This window comes from Rubripirellula amarantea (genome assembly GCF_007859865.1).
GTDB classification, from domain to species: Bacteria; Planctomycetota; Planctomycetia; order Pirellulales; family Pirellulaceae; genus Rubripirellula; species Rubripirellula amarantea.
The window spans coordinates 1,491,075-1,510,164 of sequence record NZ_SJPI01000001.1 but is presented as its reverse complement, the minus strand read 5'-3'; the positions used below and the strand labels follow the sequence as shown (position 1 = coordinate 1,510,164).

The following is a 19,090-nucleotide window of genomic DNA, read 5'->3' as shown; positions in this document are numbered from 1 at the left end:
TTCTCTGAGCCGCGTCGTGAATTATCTTGGGGGATTCTTCTAACTCATCTCCCCCACACGAAGTGCTGACCCATGCAGGTCCGAAAGGCTGTTATTACAGCCGCCGCTCCCAACCAAAACCGATTGCCGCTGCAACAGTTAGTCGATGCCCATGGCACTGATAAGACTGCGTTGCAGCTAGTGGTCGAGGAAACTGTCGCAGCCGGAGTCGAAGAGATCTGCGTTGTGATTCGCCCTGGCGATCAGAAGGCCTATGAATCAGCAGCGGGCTCGCGACTAGGGAGTCTTTGTTTTGTCGAACAACCCGAGCCATTGGGCTATGCCGACGCCTTGATCCGGACTCGTTCGTTTGTCGGAAACGATCCATTTTTGCATCTGGTCGGTGATCATCTTTACGTCAGTTCGACGGATGTGCCGTGCGCGAAACAGCTTGTCGATGTGGCTGAGCGATTTGAGTGCTCGGTGTCGGCCGTTCAAGCGACTCGCGAAAGCAATCTTCCATACTTTGGTGTTGTCAGCGGTCCTCACCTTCCGCGGGAAGATCGACTCTACGAGATCGAACGTGTCATCGAGAAACCTACTCCAACCTTAGCCGAGCAAGAACTGGTCACCCCGGGTCTACGAGCCGGTCACTACCTGGGCTTCTTTGGAATGCATGTCTTCATGCCTGAAGTCATGAACTTGCTATGTGACCTGGTGGAAGAATCCGACGGAGACAAGCCGACGCTTGCCGATGCGGTCGCCATGCTTCCGTCACGCGGACGGTACCTCGCATCGCAACTTAGCGGTACACGGTACAACCTGGGAATCAAGTACGGCTTGCTCAAAGCACAACTGGCAATTGGGTTGTCCGGTCGGGATCGCGACCTGATTCTGACCGAGATGGTCGACGTGCTTTCGCATCGCGTGGAAGGACAATTAGCCCGATGAGCCGCTTAATTGACATCATCAAAAGTCCTGATGACGCTATTCGAAACCAATCCCTAGAATCGGTTTGCGCCGGCGCTTCCTTAAAAACACTTCTTGATCACATTTCGGTCCTCGATTCGTTTCGGCGAAGTGAACCGAACCTCTATCATCGCGTTCGCGCGTTGTTTTTCCTCTCGGCTATTTTCCGCTATCACTTACCCGAGAGACTCGATCATTCGCACGGCGGTCTCATTCCTTACGCGGGTTACGAACACCTGCTTTCGCGACGGTTCCTCGAAGCAATCGACGTCTTCTTGGATTGCCAACGGGACCATGGCCCAAGCGATGGTTTGGCAAGTGCACTAGCTGAGTCGTATCATAAACTTGGATTTCAGACACTCGCCGATCAGGTTCGTCGTAGCGTTCGAAGTGTCCGCGGAAATCAATGGATGTTCCGACTGGGATACCCTGCCGATCATCCGCTGCGTCTCAGGCCTGAACTGCTAAAACGCGACGAATCATCCGGTGCGTTTCCGATGTTGAAGGAAACCACTGCTGTGCGGATGGATTTCTCGCACAGCGCGTGGAGCGACATCTTCTTTCTTGGAATGGACTATCCCGAGGGTGCACGTGTTCTGAACGTGTCTGTGGATTTGGGCGTTCGCGGGCGAGACAATGTTCCCAAGCCCCCAATCGAAACGTACCTGCGCGTCATCGACCGACCCGTCGTCCGACTCACCAGCGTTGACCTTGGAGCCAGCACCGAAGTCGAGTCCATCGGCGAAATGTTCGACTTTGCGAGAGACTACCTTGGTTTGCTGAAGGGTGCCGTCATCGCGTCTGGCTTGGTTCCGCCGGGACTTGAAGGATGTCGAGGTTCCATCGAAGAGTTACTTGTACCAATCGTCGGTGTCGGGCACGGCATTGAATTGGTTAGCAAGATCAACGACATCCCCAAAGGTTCGCGACTTGCAGTGTCGACTAATCTGCTCGGTTCTTTGATTTCGATCCTGATGCGAGCAACCGGGCAAGTTCGATCGCTCGAGGGTCCGCTCGAAGAAAACGATCGCCGGCTAGTCGCAGCCCGTGCCATCCTAGGTGAATGGATTGGTGGCAGCGGAGGTGGTTGGCAGGACAGCGGCGGCGTGTGGCCAGGCATCAAACTTATCTGCGGTACGACAGCCGAAGAGAATGATCCCGAGTTCGGGATTAGCCGAGGACGGCTGATGCCAATCCACCATGTAATGGGTGAAGAAGAAGCATCGTTTGAGACACGCCAAAAGATTCAAGACTCCCTTGTGCTTGTTCATGGCGGCATGGCCCAAAATGTCGGTCCCATTCTAGAGATGGTAACTGAACACTATTTGTTGCGCAATGAAAAAGAATGGGAAGGCCGTCGCGAAGCGATGGAGATCTACGACGATGTCGTCGCCGCCATCCGAGATGGTGACATCAAACGTATTGGTGAAGTCACAACGCGCAACTTTGAGGGTCCCCTGCAAACGATCATTCCTTGGTCAACTAACCGATTCACTGACAAACTTATAGAGCTTTGTCGGGAAAAGTATGGCGATCAGTTTTGGGGTTTTTGGATGCTTGGCGGAATGGCTGGCGGAGGAATGGGGTTTATCTTTGACCCCACCATTAAGTCAGAAGCCTCGGATTGGTTGGCTACCAAAATGGTCGAGGTCAAGCGGTCGCTTCAGTCCGCGTTACCCTTTGCCATGGACCCAGTCGTCTACGACTTTCAAATTAACGATTCCGGCACGTCATCGGAACTACTACGAGGTGAGGATGCGATCATGCCCGATCGCTATTACGGGCTGATCATGCCGGAGCTATTGCGGACTCCAATGCGAGATCTTCCAGAATGTCGTCGCATTGAGATGCAACAGATTGGACGGCGAGTTCAGGAAGAAAGAGGGAAGGAGACCGCGTCGATCCTAATGAACAGCCTGCTACCTCGTGTTGACACTAGCGAAGTCAATTCGCAATCGCTTCAACAGATATTGTCTGAATGCGGCTTCGATCGCGAACAACATGAAGCGATACGAGAGAATTTGATTGATGGACGAATCGGTTTGGCATCCAACCGGTTGCCCGCTAGCACCAGCATTAACAATGTCGGTCCCGCGGATGTGATCGACGTTCGCGACGGAGTTGCCCAAAAGTACATCGACCTTGGATCCAGCGCTATCGCGAACAACGAAGTTGCCGTGGTCACGTTAGCCGCCGGTGTTGGTAGCCGATGGACAGAAGGCGCAGGAGTTTGCAAAGCCCTTCATCCGTTCAATCGGTTCGCCGGTCGGCACCGTAGCTTCTTAGAAGTGCACCTTGCTAAGAATCGCAAAGTGTCGCGAGCCCATGACGGTCATATCCCTCACGTCTTCACAACAAGCTACCTAACAGACGGGCCGATTCGCGAAAGCCTTCTTGCCAATGATCACTTTGGTTTTGATGGCGACGTTCATCTTTCGGAAGGCCGTAGCATCGGTTTGCGGATGGTACCGACGGTTCGTGATTTAAGGTTCTTGTGGGAAGAGACCGCGCAACAGGTGCTCGACGAACAACAGCAAAAGGTTCGCGAAAGTGTTCGCGCGGCACTGACCGATTGGGCAAGATCGACCGGTGAGGCGAGCGACTACACCGACAATCTACCGCGTCAGTGTATTCACCCTGTCGGTCACTGGTTCGAGATCCCAAACATGCTGCGCAATGGATTGCTGCACTCGATGATTACCAGCAGCCCGAGCCTTAAGTATTTGATGCTTCACAACATCGATACACTGGGCGCGACCGTTGATCCGGGACTCCTTGGTAAGCACATCGACGGACAGCAAACTTTGTCGTTTGAAGTGATTACGCGGCGACTAGAAGATCGCGGAGGCGGATTGGCCCTCGTTGGCGGACGCCCTCGACTGATCGAAGGATTAGCGATGCCCAATGAGCAGGCCGAGTTCGGATTGACGTTCTACAACTCAATGACAACTTGGATCGACATTGATGGGCTGCTTTCGTCATTCGGACTAACGCGAAAACAACTCGGCAATGCGGTCATCGTGGACCAAGCCGTTCGTAATATGGCGGCTCGGTTACCTACCTACATCACATTGAAAGACGTCAAGAAACGTTGGGGACATGCTCAGGAAGACGTTTTCCCGGTTTCGCAGTTTGAAAAGCTTTGGGGCGACATGACAACGCTACCCGAGATCGAAAGTCGTTACTTCGTGACGCCCATGCGTCGAGGACAACAACTGAAAATACAAGCACAGCTTGATCCGTGGAAACGTGATGGAAGTGCCGACTATATCGAATCTCTATGTGACTGGAACTCTAAGGAGCCGTTGTCACCAGCGAAGCATCACTGCCTAGGGTCGCCTTGATGGCTTGGTTACTTTGATCAAGGACGTATGGTCCGATTTGACGGTCGAAGTGCAACATCACAACCGTCTGCTCGTCTGCTGATAAACGACGCGATGGTGTGAAGTCATCGGTGTACAAGGCAATCTTTGATATGCGAACTTCGTCGATATCACCCAAGAACGGGCGAGTTGGATTGCCTTTGCCATCGGTATCCGCTCCCACGAACAGAGGTAGTTTGTTCCGACCACGTTTACCCTGTCCAGCCTTCTTAGCGACGAGGCTACCGTTGACGAATATTTTCACTTCGGACCCGTCGAACACGCCGGCGACATGGGACCACTGATTAACCGGCAACTTGTTCTTCGCTTTGGCATTCACATACTTGCCATTTAAGTGCACATCGAACTGCGGCACGCCTTCATCCATAAAGATTGCAAACTCTGAATTTTCAGTTTTAGCAAGTGCCGCTAAGTATCCTGCGGATTGGTGAGGTCGCACCCATGCTTCCACCGTGAATGGTCCGTCAGGCAAATTGAGCGATTCCGATTCGATCCGAGCTACCGATGAAGGGCCACCTACTTTTAAACAATGATCAATCGAATTGGAAAAGTAGTCAGCTGGCAATGCTTTCAGCGCAACATCAACGGGAGTCGAACCCGAGGGCAATCGAATCCTTGCCGATTCGCCAAGGAAGTCCATCTGGGTGCTAATTCGTGGAATGCTAAATGATTCTGGATAGCCCGATTCGCGAGCCAGACGAACTTCAAAACGCTTTGTTTCCGAAGGCGAGACTTTGGCGTGGAAATGATCGGGAAGAATCTTCCATCGACTATCGGCTTCCAACGTAACTTGAACGTCGATTGCCTGCTGGCTTGGGTTGGTCAACTCGAAGACGTAATTCCCGTCGGCGCTTCCGTCCACATCCATCGCTAAGTTGGATGATGTAACGACCGGTCGAACACGTCGAGCCAACGCAATCTGCTCCAAGAACGCTGGTGTAAATTCCTTTGGATCTAACACGGCACCCACGGGTATCGCTGACACCGAAATACGGTCTTTGCGAACCGAAACCATGTTGATGTGATGCAAATAGCCAGCACCAGGAATATCCGCCGAGAGATGTCCACCGGTGGTAGCCAGCGTGTGATACTCGATACCGTCACGCTGGCCGCCGTAGTGAATGTGGTGAATATGTCCAGCGAAAACAGCACTAACGTTGCCAGCTTCTTTTAACATCTGGTGGACCGTGTCCCAATTTCCGCCTTGATAGTTGGGCATGATCCATCGTGGGTGATGCAGGAACACAAAAACGTGATCAGCGGCGGAATGTTTTTGGAGAGACTGCTTTAGGAAATCCAACTGTTCGTCGCTCATCCGCTGCAGACGACCTTTAGAAAAGTCTTTCTCGTTGGTAACAGGGTCCCCTTCATCCGAGTAAAGCACGATGAAGCCTGCGTTCTTGTGAGCAAACGAGTACCACAGAGGGCCAAAATGCTTTTCGTAATTTGACTCATGTTGTCCTGCTGGTGCTTCGCCTTTGCCTCGCCAATACACGTCATGATTCCCAGCAACCGGATACCAGGGCATCACCAATTCATTCATGATCGCCTTGTACTCCTTCATTTCAGGCAACCACTGTGGCGTGTCGTTGTAGCCTTGAATCAGGTCACCGACAGTCATCACCATATCGGGATCAAGCAGGTTTGTATCTTTGACAGCCTGCTCAAGAACCTTTAACCCTTCGGGAACGCCACCTGTACGATCACCGTAAATGACGAAGTGGAAAACATCGTCCTGCTTCGTCAGTGGGAGTACTTGCGGACTACTTCGCGTCGTCATGAAGCGATCACGACTCGGCTGTTCGTCGTGATTGTGATTGTCACTCGAATCGCCGTGACCTTCATGCGCTAGCGTGTCGGGCACACTGCATAGAAGAGCGACAATTACAGCAGCGAGAATAGTTCGAAGGTTTACCAACATTAGATCATTGTTCCAGTTCAGCGATTCGTTTTTCTAGCACATCAATGCGTTCATTGACCGTGTCGAGGCGTTCGAGCAATTTGTCAACTTGAGACTTCGCCGGAGCAGCCTCGGACACGGAAGTCGAAGTATCAGCCGTGGTTTCGGCGGCTGCCTTCTTTTCGACCTTGGCAACCAAGTATTGCCTTTCCTGCGGCGGATACAGTTTATGGGCAAACGTTTGTCCGCGTCCCGGCGGAGTGAGGGCTTCCACTAAATCTTTTTCTATTAGTTGGTTGACCACGGACTCGACAGCTTGCAAATTGTCGAATGCATACATCCGCGACGCGCGGGTTCGCAGCTCACCGAGCGTCTGGGGACCTCTAAGCAATAGCTCAGTCATCACCGCCGATTCCGGCGCGTCGACGCCGAGCCATTCATAAGCCGCATGTCGATACTTCGTAGCCCGTCCGCTGCCTTGAACTTCGCGTGCTGCGCCGGCTTCTCGCAATTCGTCCAACGCCAGCAATGCGTCTTCATCGTCGAGGTCCATCTGCGGTGAACGATTAGATTTTTGGTTACTGCCACTGATGACCGATGCCAAAGTCAATGGATAGTTGTCCGGGGTCGTTTTGGCTTTCTCGACCAATACTCCGAGAATACGCCGTGCCGCTGCGGACAGTGGTTTTGCCTTGCGTGGTTCATCATCCGTTGTCTCGCTCATTTTATCACTCGCCTAATTTGATGAAGGTTCCAATCCATAGTTCAAAATGCGTTAAGTTAGTTCACACGTTTTGCGTTTGTATCTTACTCTCGTGCGTCTCTTCTCGGGGCTAGGTGATCGTGTCCAGAATTTTGTTCTTATTGTTGGTAGTTTTTGGTGTCCTTAGCGGGCATACCCGAGCTGATGATCGGCCTAATGTCATCATGGCCTTTGCCGATGATTGGGGTCGCTACGCTGGCGCCTATGCGGATCTAAATCCAGGAGGGATAAGCGATGCAGTATCAACGCCTCACTTCGATCGTGTCGCCTCAGAAGGACTTCTGTTCACTCGCGCTTTCGTCAGCGCGCCCTCGTGCACTCCCTGTCGTAGTTCGTTGCTTTCGGGTCAACACTTTTGGCGTTGCGGTCGAGGTGCGATTTTGCGCGGGGCTATCTGGGACTTTTCGTCGCCTTCGTATCCGCTATTGATGAAGGACGCGGGCTACCGCATCGGACATACCTACAAGGTTTGGAGCCCCGGTACACCGGCCGATGCTCCCCACGGTGGAAAGGCCACGGGGTTCAACAGCGCCGGTCGCAAGTTCAACGCCTTTTCGCAAACAGCGATGAAGTCTGACGACCATGAAGCCGCAAAGAAACAATTGTACGATGAAGTTCGACAGAACTTTTTGTCGTTTGTTGATGCGGATGGGAACGGAAAACTTGATGGTGATCAACCGTTTTGTTACTGGTTTGGCCCCACCAATTGCCACCGAAAGTGGATTGCCGGCAGCGGCAAAGCTCTGTGGGGCATCGACCCCGATTCGCTGAAAGGCAAGTTGCCCAAGTACCTACCCGACGTGCCAACCATCCGCGAGGACTTTGCCGATTACCTTGGCGAAGTCCAGGCGTTTGATGCAGGCCTTGGTGTGATCATGGAAGAGATGACTCGGTTAGGTCTCGACAAGAATACCATTCTCGTCGTTAGCGGCGACCATGGTATGCCCGGTGTGTCTCGTGGCAAGTGCAACCTCTACGACATGGGCACACATGTGCCTCTTGCTATCCGTTGGCCGGAAAGAATCAGCAATCCTGGACGAGTAATCGATGATTTCGTTTCGTTGCCCGATTTGGCGACGACGTTTTTGGAAGTATCCGACGTTGAGATCCCGGACACAATGACCGCCACTTCGTTGGTTCCCATCTTCAAGAGCGAACAGGCGGGGCAGGTTATCCCTGAACGAGATGCTGTGTTTACTGGACGTGAACGACATGTTGATCACGCGCGGATTGGGAACAAGCCTTACCCGCAACGGGCTATTCGCACAGACGAGTATCTTTATGTCGTCAACTTTGAACCCGATCGTTGGCCCATGGGAACGGCTCCTGGGTACGGAGAACCGGGTGAATTGAGTAAAGCAGACGACTTTCAAGAAGCACTTACCGAGAACACTTTTGCCGGTTTCGGAGACATGGACGCCAGCCCTACCAAAGCATGGATTATCACGCACCGACGACAAGATCCAAAGTCGTTCGACTATGCGGTAGGTAAGTTGCCAGAATTCGAACTGTACAACGTGAAATCTGATCCTGATTGCATGGTGAACTTAGCTTCGAAGTTGGAACATCAGGAAACGCGAAACAAACTTCACCTTCGCTTAATGGAGGAACTTCATCGGACCAAAGATCCTAGAGTGTCCGACGATCCTATCTTTGAATCGTCTCCCTATACCGACTTAACGCGTCCTAAAGGCAAGTGATCAGGCCGGCTCAATCATCTAGGCCTCGGTAGTGCTGCTCGCGCCTGTTCAACAACGGGCCACGCATGGCATTCGGGAAGGTGATCGTTGACCATTCCCATCGCCTGCATTAGGGCGTAACACGTTGTCGGTCCTACGAAGGTCCAACCGTTCTTCTTAAGCGCCTTACTCATGGCGGTGGATTCGGGACTCGTCGCGGCGACTTCATTTTTGGAACGTGGCGATCGATGAGTTTTCGGTTCGAATTGCCACAGGAAAGATGCTAGGGACCCGTGATCATTGATCGTCTGAATCGCTCGGTCGGCATTGTTGATTACCGACTTGATTTTCCCCCGATGCCGAATGATGTCCGCGTTGAGAACCAGACGCTCGATATCGGCATCGTTGAACTTGACGAGTTTTTTGTGATCAAAGTTTTTAAACGCTTTCCGAAAAGCGTGACGCTTTTTCAAAACCGTGATCCAAGACAAACCTGATTGAAAACCTTCCAGGCAAATTTTTTCGAACAGGCCCCGATCGTCAACAACAGGAAGTCCCCATTCGTCATCGTGGTACGCTCTGTAGAGAGGGTCAGTTCCGCACCACCAACAACGGGGAACGCCGTCCGGTTCGGAATGCACGTCCCGGCTGGACGATACATTCCGCCTGTCTTTGGACTCGTTCACGAGGCTTGAATCCTGAAACGAATATCAGTGACCTTGCTATCGGGAAGATCCTTTTGCAATCGTTTGAGAATTCCTCGTTTTCGAAAGTTTAGTTCCTGGAGTGTTGCCGAGTCCGTAACGTAAACGTGCAGGACACCCGCCTTGAGCTTCCCCACGGAACAGCCATTGCCGACTTCTGGACCCGTTTCGGAAATAAGAGACCGTAGTATTTCTTCACCGGCAAAGACCTGGGCGTAACCCCGACGGGCCATCAATTGATTCACTAATGAACCAATTCGACGGACCTGGGGCCGGTCTTCCGCCACTTTCGCGGCTTCAATTTTTTTAGAATACGACTTTGCCACGATGCCTTTGCCGGATGGGGTGAGTCAGGTGGTTGAGGAAAACAGAGCTCAAAAAGGCTTTGCCAAATTCCGCAGGTGGGTTTAGTAAAGTCGGTGAGGAAGCTAAATATAAGGACACTTGGCGCCATTTACTCCCTCGATTTCTTATCTATTTTGACATCTTCAGATCGCCAAATCGATTCCCAAACGCCATTAGTCGTCATCGGATGGCGAGAATGGATCAGTTTGCCCGCGCTTGGGGTCAGACGCACCAAGGCCAAAATAGATACCGGGGCGAGATCTTCTAGTTTGCATGCGTTTGAAATCGAGCCATTCATGGTCGATGGCGAACAACACGTGCGTTTTCAGGTCCACCCCATCCAACGTCGCGATGACTTTGTCATCACGTGTCAGGCGAAGGTGCTTGATATCCGAAACATCCGCAGCAGTAGTGGTGAGTCGTCGGAGCGGTTTGTCATTCGAACTCCGGTAAGCTGGATGGGCGATACTTGGGATGTCGACTTGACCCTTGCCGATCGAAGTTTGATGGGCTTTCGCATGCTTATCGGTCGAGAGGCGATTCGAGGTCGAATGCTTGTCGATCCCGCTCAATCGTTCTTTGGTCCACGGCCAGGTCGGTCAAGACGACGCTCGCCTACCGGTGATCCCAAACCCAAATAGCAACGCTCTTTCCACCCCGTCTCTCGAACTTTCTTCCTCACCAAATCGCGACTCTCCCTGTGTGACTCGTCTTGGTCACCTGCAAAGAAGTATCTCATGAAATTAGCGATCCTTTCAAGAAGCGCAAACTGCTACAGCTCGAAGCGTTTACGAGAGGCCGCAAAAAAGCGTGGTCACTCTGTAAAAGTATTGGACACGTTGCGTTTCTCTATCGATCTAGAAGAGGGTGAACCCGACCTCTACTTTCGATCCAAACATCTTTCACATTACGACGCAATCATTCCGCGTATCGGCAACTCGGTCACTTACTTCGGTACCGCCGTTGTTCGTCAATTTGAACAAATGGATGTGTTCACTACGGCATCCTCAAGCGGCATCGCGAACTCTCGTGACAAGCTACGGTGTTTGCAAATCCTCAGCCGCCATCAAATCGGTATTCCACAAACGACCTTTGTTCGCGAGAAAAAGGACGTGTTACCAGCCATCGAACGCGTTGGCGGAACACCGATCATCATCAAGTTGTTGGAAGGAACTCAAGGCGTAGGTGTCATTCTTGCTGAAAGCGTCAAGATTGCCGAAGCGATCATCGAGACCTTACAAAGTACTCGGCAAAACGTGTTGATTCAAAAATTCGTGGCTGAGAGCAAAGGCCGTGACGTTCGCGCATTCGTGGTCGGTGATCATGTCGTTGCGGCGATGCGGCGAGTAGCCCAGGGTCAAGAATTTCGCAGCAATGTCCATCGTGGCGGCAAAACGGAACTCGTGACTCTTGAACCCGCCTACCGCGATGCGGCCGTTCGCGCCTCGCAAATCATGGGACTTAGAGTTTCCGGCGTCGATATGCTCGAAGGAAAAGACGGACCTCAGATCATGGAGGTCAACTCTTCCCCGGGATTAGAAGGTATCGAACATTGCACTCAACTGGACGTTGCCGGTGCGATCGTTGACTACATCAACGCTCAGGTCGCCTTTCCTGAAATTGACCTTCGACAACGATTGACCGTCAGTCGTGGATATGGCGTGACGGAAATTCATATCCCCGAAGGATCGGATTTCGTGGGCAAGACCATTGATCAGTCGGGCTTACCAGAGCAAGACATCAACGTCCTCACCCTGTACCGAGGTAGCGTTGTGATTCCTAACCCAAGGCTCAAGCGAACCCTTGAACCACACGACCGCTTGTTGTGTTTTGGCAAACTCGAAGCGATGCGAGGAATGGTTCCCGAGAAGACGCAAAAGAAACGGCGACCGAAAGTTCGTAGGCTCGAAACAGAAATCGAGTCATCGGGACAATGAGCGAATCTATGAAACAAGAATCCCCTCCTCGCAAATCGATTGATTCATGGTTGGGTAAAGCCATTCCGCGCGGACAGGTATCGGAAGTCTTCTTGCCCGTTAGTGAAAGCTATTCCGGTATCTCACTTTCGATTCCCTTGCAGATTCATCGCAGCGACGTTGATGGTCCCACCGTCTTTGTCACCGCTGCGCTTCATGGTGATGAGCTCAATGGCACTGGAGCGGTTCGAGAGCTGATACTCGACAAAGAGTTTCGACTCAAAAAAGGATCCTTGATTCTGGTTCCGATTTTGAATTTGCTCGCCTTCGACAGGCACAGCCGATACATGCCTGATCGACGTGATTTGAATCGGTGCTTTCCCGGTTCCCCCAATGGATCATTGGCGAGCCGAGTTGCCGATACCATCTTCACTGAAATCGTTGGCCGCTGTGACTTCGGGATCGACCTGCACACCGCTTCGATCCGTCGAACCAACTATCCAAATGTTCGAGCCGACATGAGCGATCCGAGAGTCGCCGCACTTGCGAAGCACTTCGGGACGGAAGTGATTGTTGATGGAGCCGGGATTGATGGTTCTTTGCGAAAAGAAGCCTGCCGACAAGGTTGCCCCACGATCGTGCTCGAAGGCGGTGAGGTCTGGAAGGTTGAACCCGCCATCGTGGAAACTGCTGTTCGTGGCGTCAAGAATGTTTTGGCTCACTTGGACATGATCGACTTTGCCAAAGAGATCCCTGAACAACAGCTCGTTGTAAAACGGACTCAGTGGGTTCGAGCTGACGGTGGTGGATTCTTGCAGTTCCATGTCCGGCCAGGCCAAGTGGTTGAGATCAACCAGCCTCTAGCAACAAATACTGATTTGTTGGGTCATCAAAACCGAATCATGGAAGCGCCGTTTGACGGTGTGATCATTGGAATGACGACCATCCCAGCGGTAGGGCCGGGCCAACCAGTTTTCCATATTGGAAAGCTACCTAAAGACACCGATCCCGACGAACTTCGTGAATCGAGACAAAGCGAAGAGAACCTTGAACAACGGACCGTAGAGGATCTCGCTTCGAACGTGATGGTCGTTGACCACGAAGAATCCCGTTATCCCGAGTCTTGATCATCCGGGATAAAACTCGCTGGACAACTATCTAGCGATCTTTAGCCATTGGCATGATCACGTATCCATAGCCATCGTCTGTTGTCAGCAGTGCGGGAGCGGATCCGGATTCAATCTCAAAGACAAAATTGGTCTCGTTGTCGAGCACCTTACAGAAGTCGGCTAGATAGCGGTGGTCCATCGTCAACGTGATCGGTTCGCCATCGTAAGCGATTGGCAATTCAATCTGCGACTCACCAATCTCGGCCGTGCTGGCTTCTAGCTTCAGCGTTCCGTCGGCAAACGTAAAGTCGATTCCTCGGCTTTCCATATCCGTCACGATGGCTGCTTGTCGAAGTGCGGCAAACAACGGTCCAACCGTCATATCAAGTTGAATAGCATCGGTACGGTTGGGTAACACTTGTCGCCAATTGGGATAACGTCCTTCGACCAATCGGGAATAAATTACCGCTCGACTTGTTCGAACCAAAAGGTCGTTATTGCGGGCAGCGACGTCTACCGTTTCTTCCTTGTCGCTAACAGCCCGCTCCATCAACTGGATCGCTCGAGTGGGCACGATCGTGGTCATACCTGTGGTTTGGTGTCCGCCTATGGCTTCACCCGTGCCCTCCATGCGAGCCAAACGACGTCCGTCGGTGCCTACCGCCGTAACACTCGACTCGTCCATTTCCAAAAGCACTCCGCCGAGTGCGTAACGGCTGCTTTCTGGATCCGTAGCGAAAACGGTTCGCTTGACCATTTCGCGGAACAGACGCGTTGGAACGACGTGATACTTGTCTTCTTCGAAGCCAGCGACGGCAGGAAATTCATCGGGGTTGCTTCCCGGCAAACGGAACTTGCTGCGAGAGCCCGTGATCCGAATTCCCGAATCGTCCGTTTCGATCGTGAGGGTTTCGTCATTGCTTTCGCGAAGGATTGCCATCGTGCGTCCCACTGGCAGCAACGCGGTTCCTTCGGTTTCAACTTCCACACCGTCTTCAAGTTCCAACCGAATGCCGACTTCCATGTCCGTGGCCATCAGCGTCAGCTTGCTACCAGCGGCGGTCACCTTCACGTTTTGAAGAATTTCTTTCGGTGATCGTGACGGAGCAATGCTTGCTGCGAGTGCAAAGGCGCTGGTCAGAGATTCGCGTTGACAAACGATTTTCATGAAAGTGGATCTGCGGAAGACAAACGGACAAAAAGAGCGGTCCTGCCAACGGATGCTCACCACGAGTGAATGACTTTGACTGAACCTCCCATGTTTTACCGACTCTCGAGGATTCCCGCACGCCCCAATGATGAGTCCACCATCCCAAGTTTCTGATCTTCAGTGGCTTCTCTCTTGAGAGAGTTAGTAATTAAATATCGTCGTCTTCGTAATGCTTCGAGCAGAAGTGTTGAGAAACGGCTATTGGCTGCCGTAACTCGTTCAGATTTCACGAGTTGAGAAAACGAGATGGCAGTGGAAAACGCGTTGATTTGGTGATGGATTTTTGTTGGTTAAGGAGTCGGTTTTCAACATCGATCAACAGGGCTGCCAAACGACTGACAATCATGGGGAACAGACTCACACAGAAAGAACACGGTTCCTGAACAACTTATCCACCGCTGAAATAGTTCAGTTTTTGTATGGATTGTCCGGGTTTATTTTCTACCCACAGCGAAACGGGAGCCGTTTTACGAGAGCTTTTCGGCCAGCTCGTCCGCTGCTCGTTTAAGCACGGGGTCAGTTTCAAGATGCGATGCCGTTTTGCGGATCGCATGAAGCACGGTGGTGTGATCGCGACCGCCGAAGTAATCACCAATTTGGTGCATGCTGTTGGAGGTCAATTGACGGGCCAACCACATCGCAAGCGAACGGGCACGCACCAAGTTTTGCTTTCGAGAATCACTTCGCAACTCAGAGCTTCTTAGCCGGAAGTACCTCGATACGGTGTTCGTGATCTCGGCCATCGACAAATCGCGGCTTTGCCGAGAACCATCGATGGCTTGCTGCACCGCCTCGATCGTGACCTGGCTTTCGTTCATGCGGCACCACAACGAGATTTGTTTCATCGTCGCTTCCATGGCTCGCACGGAAATGGAACTCTCCAGCCCAGCGTCCAAGATCGCAATCAAGTTTTCGTCAAGTTCGAGACTGAAGTGCAGTGAGAGCTCGCTGAGTAGTTGGCGTCGCGAAGCAGTCTGGGGTAGTTCAATAGGAATCGTCAGACCAGGGGCGCAACGACTAGCCAATCGACTTCGAATGCCGCGGACTTCCGACGGCATCCGTTTGGATGTCAAAATCGTCGGCAAACCAGCATCAAAACGCGATTCGATCCGTAAGGCCAGTTCTTCTTGCGCCGCCGGCTTGTCAGCCATCAAATGCAAATCGTCGATCACTAGCACATCAGCGACATCAAGTTCATCGCTGAGCGGCTTTAAGTCATCGGCGGAAATGGCTTCGGAATACGATCTCGCGAAATCATTGGCCGAATAAAAGACAACTCTGCCAGGTTCCCCATCTCGCGAGATCTGCGAAACAGCCAGTGCGGCGAGGTGGGTAGCGATCGCAGTCTTGCCACAACCGACCGGTCCTGTCAGCAAAACGGGATTGCCCAACGCAAAGACTTCGATCTCGCCACCACATACCAATGCCGCCAGGCGATTTTCTTCACCAGCGACAAAGTAGGACAGCGATGCGGGAACGTACTGCGGCCCTCTCCGTCGCATCGAAGATGGCGGACGTTCGAGTGGGAAAGACTCGACGCTGCGCTTCAGTGAAGCGTTGGCGGTAGTTTCGTCTTGCAGTAGCACGAATACGTGACGACTTAGGCGGTAATGGTTCTGACGGGACGACCGTTCTTGCAATCCAGTCTTGGGAAAGCCGGGTAAACAGAACAGTTTGGATCAGATGTTGCGGCGATTGTACGCAATCAATCTTCAAATGCCAGTGGAAAACTAAGAGTTATCCACATCCGATTTTCTGCGTAAACGTAGGTAACACTGAGAGATACGTTCAATCGCCTCGTCAATTTCTTCAACAGTGGAAAACTTGGACACTGCAAAACGTATTGCCGAACGGATCTCCGCCTCCGGACGTTTCATCGCGGTCAAGACGTGGCTGGGCGGGCTACTACCACTGCTACACGCCGAACCGCTGCTCGCGGCGATTCCCGCCATGTCGAGCGACATCAGCAAGGATTGTCGATCGGTGCCAACGAACGACACGCAGGTCGTGTTGGGTAGACGAGGGTGTTTGATCCCTTGGACAACCAATTCCGCGTGTCCGGCCAGCAGACCCAATTCGAGTCGATCGCGCAGCTTTGTGGTGTGGGGATAAGACTGCTCACATTCGTTTTGCGCAAACTGTAAGGCTTGAGCCATCCCTACGGCCAACGCGACGGGTTCAGTTCCCGGCCGGGTATCAAGCTGCTGTTCGCCACCACGAATAATGGCTTTGACGTCGACGCCGGCCGCCAACCAAAGGGCTCCCACGCCCACGGGACCGTGGAATTTGTGGGCTGTGAACGTAACCGCCGAGACGCCAGGGTACTCTCGACCTAAGTGGATAACTTGTTTGCCAATGGTTTGAGTCGTGTCGACGTGCAACGGTACACCCAGCCGATGACAGATCTTGGCGGCCTCGGCGATAGGCTGAACGACACCTGTTTCGTTATTGGCCGACATGATCGAAACGAGCGACGCACGGATTCCCTCCTGCTCGATTAAACCTTCCAACTGGTCCAACTGGACTTGGCCATGATCGTCGACGCCTAGAAAGCGAACGTCGCGGCCCTGCGTTTGCATTTCCAGGGCGGTAGCCAAGACACTGGGGTGTTCAACTTGGCTGACGACCAACGGACCAGCATGTCCGATACCGCGAAGTGCCAGGTTGTTGGATTCAGTGCCGCCGCTAGTGAGGATCAGGCGGGGACCGCCGGGCTGGTCGAGTCGACAGCCCAAGCAACGACCGATCGCCTCAATCGCTTCATCAAGGCGGTTTCGAGCTCGCTGGCCAAGTTGATGCTGGCTGGACGGATTGGCGGGACCCAACGTCCACTCTTTCGCGATTCGATCAGCTACCCGAGGGTCCAAAGAGGTCGTGGCATTGTTGTCTAGGTAAATGATGTTTCGTGTCATGACGATTCGCGAGACTGAGAGGAAGCCGCGGGCGGGATCGCTCTATCAGGATCGTCTCGTTCAAAAGTGAGGTTGCTTCCATCGAATTCTTCGGGGAATTCTTCAGGGAAGTCTTGGGAAGCCTCTTTGAGCAATTCGTCCGCTAGTTCCGTTCGACCGGCATCGTTCATATCCGAAATCAGTCGGGTGTATTGCTCTTTGCAATAACCATCAATGGTTTGTTGAAGGCGGGCGACACTTTCACTGGTCTCTTCGTGATCCACCCCGGCTCGTTCAAGCAATGCTGGGAGCAATACGTAGAGCTCGCGTTGAGCCAGTTTCTGAACTGTGGGCCATAGGATCTTGGCGTGACTGGGGTGATCAATGCTCCATTTTCGCCAATATGAATCGGAACCTGATTGCATCGTCAGTTGATCAACCAACAAGTTGGCGTTGGCGTCGGTGGTTCCGGTCAAACCTCGCGACAAGGACATTAAATGCCATTGTTGGGGAGCACCTTTCCCGACGTGTATGAGGTTGTTTTGCCGCAGGTACATGGATGTCGGGTTGCTTGAAACCGTGCGTTTGATGGGTGTGATTTGCAGATGGAGTAGGGGGATTTCGTAGAAACTGAACGACCGCGTCTGAAAATGGGAAGGTGCGAATTCGGAACCAACAACGTGCCCCTGAGAACGGATCACGAAGAATCCAACCAGCAAAATCACCAACGTGGACGCTAGTGCGATCCACTTTCGAGCAGCGGATGGCGATTTTGACTTAGGATTTCTCTGGGATCGGCCCGGCGAGGCAGACGACGAGGATTCAGAAACCGAGGTGGACACGCTTGCCTTCTTGGGCGATGGTTGCGATATGAGTGAGAGTGTCCAGAAAGCGGATACTTATGGCGAAAACCGAACTTTCCAGACCCTGCTTAGTCTATCCCATGTCGCGATCTTGGTCCTCGTCCCGCCTTAACTCATGTGCCCCGAATTTCGGTCCCGGGGCCCTTAGATCGACATGGGAATCGGCAAACCACCGTCGACCCTACTCGATCGCTTCGCTGGCGAAGGGAATCAACGGTTCAAAACAAAACAATTTGGCCCACGGATTGCTGGCTGAAGCGTCCAACGATGCAAAATCCGCTAACGATGAAGACCCTAGTATCAAACGGCGTCGTGTCGAAGCGGTACTGTTGTTGACGGGGACTCCCATGGCACCTCGAAAATTAGCTCAAATGTCCCACTTGAGCGACGCGACCGAGGCCCGTACCCTTGTCCGCTCGCTCAATCAAACCTATCAAGATTTGGGTCGCGCAATACGGATTGAAATGATTGCCGGCGGCTACCGGATGTTGACGCGACCATCACTTGCGCCTTGGCTATCACGACTTACCCACGTACCGTCCCCTGTTCGGTTATCGACTCCTATGATGGAAACGTTGGCTGTGGTCGCTTATCGTGGTCCAGTATCAAGGGCTGCAATTGAGGCAATCCGGGGGGTGGCCTGCGGCGAATTGTTGCGGCAATTGATGGAGCGTGACCTAGTACGAATTGCTGGCCGAAGTGAAGATTTAGGACGACCCTATCTTTACGACACTACCAAACGTTTTTTACAACTCTTTGGCCTGCCCAATACTGCGGCTCTGCCACCAATTGATTGGCAGACCTTGCAAGAAGAACCTGAAGAATCTAAAGATCCTGTTTCCCAATCCGAAAATGCGTCTACTGTTGATGCAAACTCGGACCATTCGTCGACGTCCCAGAAGGAGCCTGTCGTGAGTATTGCTGTCGCGTCGGTGTCCCCCGAACTGTTTGCCCAAGAAAATAACACCGTGCCTGTTCAAATATTGGCTGCCGAAACCGGATCGCCCGAGGCAGATATGATTCAAGCCAATGCTACGATCGATCCCTTAGCGGTCGATCCTTCTGCTGTCATCGAAGATGAAGAAGACGATCTCTATGAAGGCGTCGATGAAGATGCCGACGACGACGATTGGGACGAAGACGATGATGATGATTGGGACGACGACGATGAAGACGACGACGATGATGTAGACGACGACGAAGAAGATGACGACGACGAGCTAGACGACGACTGGGAAGAAGTCGACGACGAGGACTCGGATGAAGAGTCCGACGAAGAGGAAGAAGACTGGGACGAAGACGACGACGAAGAAGAAGATTGGGACGACGACGATGAGGAAGTCGAAGATGATGAGGAAGAAGACGAGGCTTGGGATTAA

General features: G+C 52.5%; 16 protein-coding genes. 8 read left to right on the top strand and 8 right to left on the bottom strand.

The genetic code is table 11. The features are described from left to right. Positions 1-72 precede the first annotated feature (72 nt). Together Pla22_RS05460 and Pla22_RS05455 are read left to right on the top strand one after the other, a co-directional pair. The gene (locus Pla22_RS05460; protein ID WP_146513719.1) at positions 73-930 is read left to right on the top strand and encodes a sugar phosphate nucleotidyltransferase; all 858 of its coding nucleotides are present in this window, start codon (positions 73-75) and stop codon (positions 928-930) included. Continuing rightward, the gene (locus tag Pla22_RS05455; protein WP_146513718.1) at positions 927-4,292 is read left to right on the top strand and encodes a UTP--glucose-1-phosphate uridylyltransferase; all 3,366 of its coding nucleotides are present in this window, start codon (positions 927-929) and stop codon (positions 4,290-4,292) included. Before Pla22_RS05460 ends, Pla22_RS05455 begins: the two co-directional genes overlap by 4 nt. Here Pla22_RS05455 and Pla22_RS05450 read toward each other — a convergent pair. After that, the gene (locus Pla22_RS05450) at positions 4,243-6,252 is read right to left on the bottom strand and encodes a LamG-like jellyroll fold domain-containing protein (protein WP_146513717.1); all 2,010 of its coding nucleotides are present in this window, start codon (positions 6,250-6,252) and stop codon (positions 4,243-4,245) included. The two genes, Pla22_RS05455 and Pla22_RS05450, sit on opposite strands and share 50 nt — an antisense overlap. A gap of 4 nt (positions 6,253-6,256) precedes the next feature. Further along, positions 6,257-6,955: a YceH family protein gene (locus Pla22_RS05445; protein ID WP_146513716.1), complete on the bottom strand. Its 699-nt coding sequence runs from the start codon at positions 6,953-6,955 to the stop codon at positions 6,257-6,259. Between the two features lie 119 nt (positions 6,956-7,074). Here Pla22_RS05445 and Pla22_RS05440 point away from each other — a divergent pair, with 119 nt between their 5' ends. After that, a complete protein-coding gene (locus Pla22_RS05440) occupies positions 7,075-8,694 on the top strand; it encodes a sulfatase family protein (protein ID WP_315854142.1) in 1,620 nt (539 codons plus the stop codon). Positions 8,695-8,708: 14 nt separating this feature from the next. Here the strand turns inward: Pla22_RS05440 and Pla22_RS05435 are convergent, their stop codons facing one another. Both Pla22_RS05435 and Pla22_RS05430 read right to left on the bottom strand, forming a co-directional pair. Next, a complete protein-coding gene (locus tag Pla22_RS05435) occupies positions 8,709-9,314 on the bottom strand; it encodes a DNA-3-methyladenine glycosylase I (protein ID WP_146515243.1) in 606 nt (201 codons plus the stop codon). Positions 9,315-9,355: 41 nt separating this feature from the next. After that, the gene (locus tag Pla22_RS05430) at positions 9,356-9,703 is read right to left on the bottom strand and encodes a DUF721 domain-containing protein (RefSeq protein ID WP_242631810.1); all 348 of its coding nucleotides are present in this window, start codon (positions 9,701-9,703) and stop codon (positions 9,356-9,358) included. A gap of 153 nt (positions 9,704-9,856) precedes the next feature. On the opposite strand from Pla22_RS05430, the gene Pla22_RS05425 reads away from it, so the two are divergent. The 3 genes from Pla22_RS05425 to Pla22_RS05415 all read left to right on the top strand — a co-directional run bounded on the left by Pla22_RS05425 (position 9,857) and on the right by Pla22_RS05415 (position 12,765). Beyond that, positions 9,857-10,363, top strand: a complete 507-nt coding sequence (locus tag Pla22_RS05425; RefSeq protein ID WP_242631809.1) for an ATP-dependent zinc protease family protein — start codon at positions 9,857-9,859, stop codon at positions 10,361-10,363. Between the two features lie 96 nt (positions 10,364-10,459). After that, a complete protein-coding gene (locus Pla22_RS05420; protein WP_146513715.1) occupies positions 10,460-11,659 on the top strand; it encodes a RimK family alpha-L-glutamate ligase in 1,200 nt (399 codons plus the stop codon). An 8-nt stretch (positions 11,660-11,667) separates the two neighbouring features. Further along, positions 11,668-12,765: a succinylglutamate desuccinylase/aspartoacylase family protein gene (locus Pla22_RS05415; protein WP_242631808.1), complete on the top strand. Its 1,098-nt coding sequence runs from the start codon at positions 11,668-11,670 to the stop codon at positions 12,763-12,765. Positions 12,766-12,796: 31 nt separating this feature from the next. On the opposite strand, the gene dnaN is transcribed toward Pla22_RS05415, so the two are convergent. The 4 genes from dnaN to Pla22_RS25475 form a co-directional block, all read right to left on the bottom strand. Further along, positions 12,797-13,915: a DNA polymerase III subunit beta gene (gene dnaN / locus Pla22_RS05410; RefSeq protein WP_146513713.1), complete on the bottom strand. Its 1,119-nt coding sequence runs from the start codon at positions 13,913-13,915 to the stop codon at positions 12,797-12,799. A 509-nt stretch (positions 13,916-14,424) separates the two neighbouring features. Then, complete coding sequence (locus Pla22_RS05405; protein ID WP_146513712.1) at positions 14,425-15,543, bottom strand: helix-turn-helix domain-containing protein; 1,119 nt, start codon at positions 15,541-15,543, stop codon at positions 14,425-14,427. Positions 15,544-15,687: 144 nt separating this feature from the next. After that, positions 15,688-16,869 carry a cysteine desulfurase family protein gene (locus Pla22_RS05400; protein ID WP_242631807.1) on the bottom strand — a complete coding sequence of 394 codons (1,182 nt, stop codon included), beginning with the start codon at positions 16,867-16,869 and terminating at the stop codon, positions 15,688-15,690. Next, positions 16,866-17,342, bottom strand: a complete 477-nt coding sequence (locus Pla22_RS25475) for a hypothetical protein (protein WP_207310298.1) — start codon at positions 17,340-17,342, stop codon at positions 16,866-16,868. Before Pla22_RS25475 ends, Pla22_RS05400 begins: the two co-directional genes overlap by 4 nt. Positions 17,343-17,577: 235 nt before the next feature. Between Pla22_RS25475 and Pla22_RS05390 the strand changes: the two genes are divergently transcribed. Further along, entirely contained in the window at positions 17,578-17,823 is a 246-nt protein-coding gene (locus tag Pla22_RS05390) for a hypothetical protein (protein ID WP_146513711.1), read from the top strand. Then, positions 17,792-19,090 (top strand): SMC-Scp complex subunit ScpB, encoded by a 1,299-nt coding sequence (gene scpB / locus Pla22_RS25470; protein WP_207310297.1) that lies wholly within the window; start codon positions 17,792-17,794, stop codon positions 19,088-19,090. The genes Pla22_RS05390 and scpB overlap by 32 nt, the downstream gene beginning before the upstream one ends.

Bases quoted from the DNA above. Each gene is read 5' to 3' on its own strand.
- Pla22_RS05460 (WP_146513719.1), top strand. From the start codon at position 73: ATGCAGGTCCGAAAGGCTGTTATTACAGCCGCCGCTCCCAACCAAAAC.
- Pla22_RS05455 (WP_146513718.1), top strand. From the start codon at position 927: ATGAGCCGCTTAATTGACATCATCAAAAGTCCTGATGACGCTATTCGA.
- Pla22_RS05450 (WP_146513717.1), bottom strand. From the start codon at position 6,252: ATGTTGGTAAACCTTCGAACTATTCTCGCTGCTGTAATTGTCGCTCTT.
- Pla22_RS05445 (WP_146513716.1), bottom strand. From the start codon at position 6,955: ATGAGCGAGACAACGGATGATGAACCACGCAAGGCAAAACCACTGTCC.
- Pla22_RS05420 (WP_146513715.1), top strand. From the start codon at position 10,460: ATGAAATTAGCGATCCTTTCAAGAAGCGCAAACTGCTACAGCTCGAAG.
- Pla22_RS05415 (WP_242631808.1), top strand. From the start codon at position 11,668: ATGAAACAAGAATCCCCTCCTCGCAAATCGATTGATTCATGGTTGGGT.
- dnaN (WP_146513713.1), bottom strand. From the start codon at position 13,915: ATGAAAATCGTTTGTCAACGCGAATCTCTGACCAGCGCCTTTGCACTC.
- Pla22_RS05400 (WP_242631807.1), bottom strand. From the start codon at position 16,869: ATGACACGAAACATCATTTACCTAGACAACAATGCCACGACCTCTTTG.
- Pla22_RS25475 (WP_207310298.1), bottom strand. From the start codon at position 17,342: ATGTCCTTGTCGCGAGGTTTGACCGGAACCACCGACGCCAACGCCAAC.
- scpB (WP_207310297.1), top strand. From the start codon at position 17,792: ATGTCGCGATCTTGGTCCTCGTCCCGCCTTAACTCATGTGCCCCGAAT.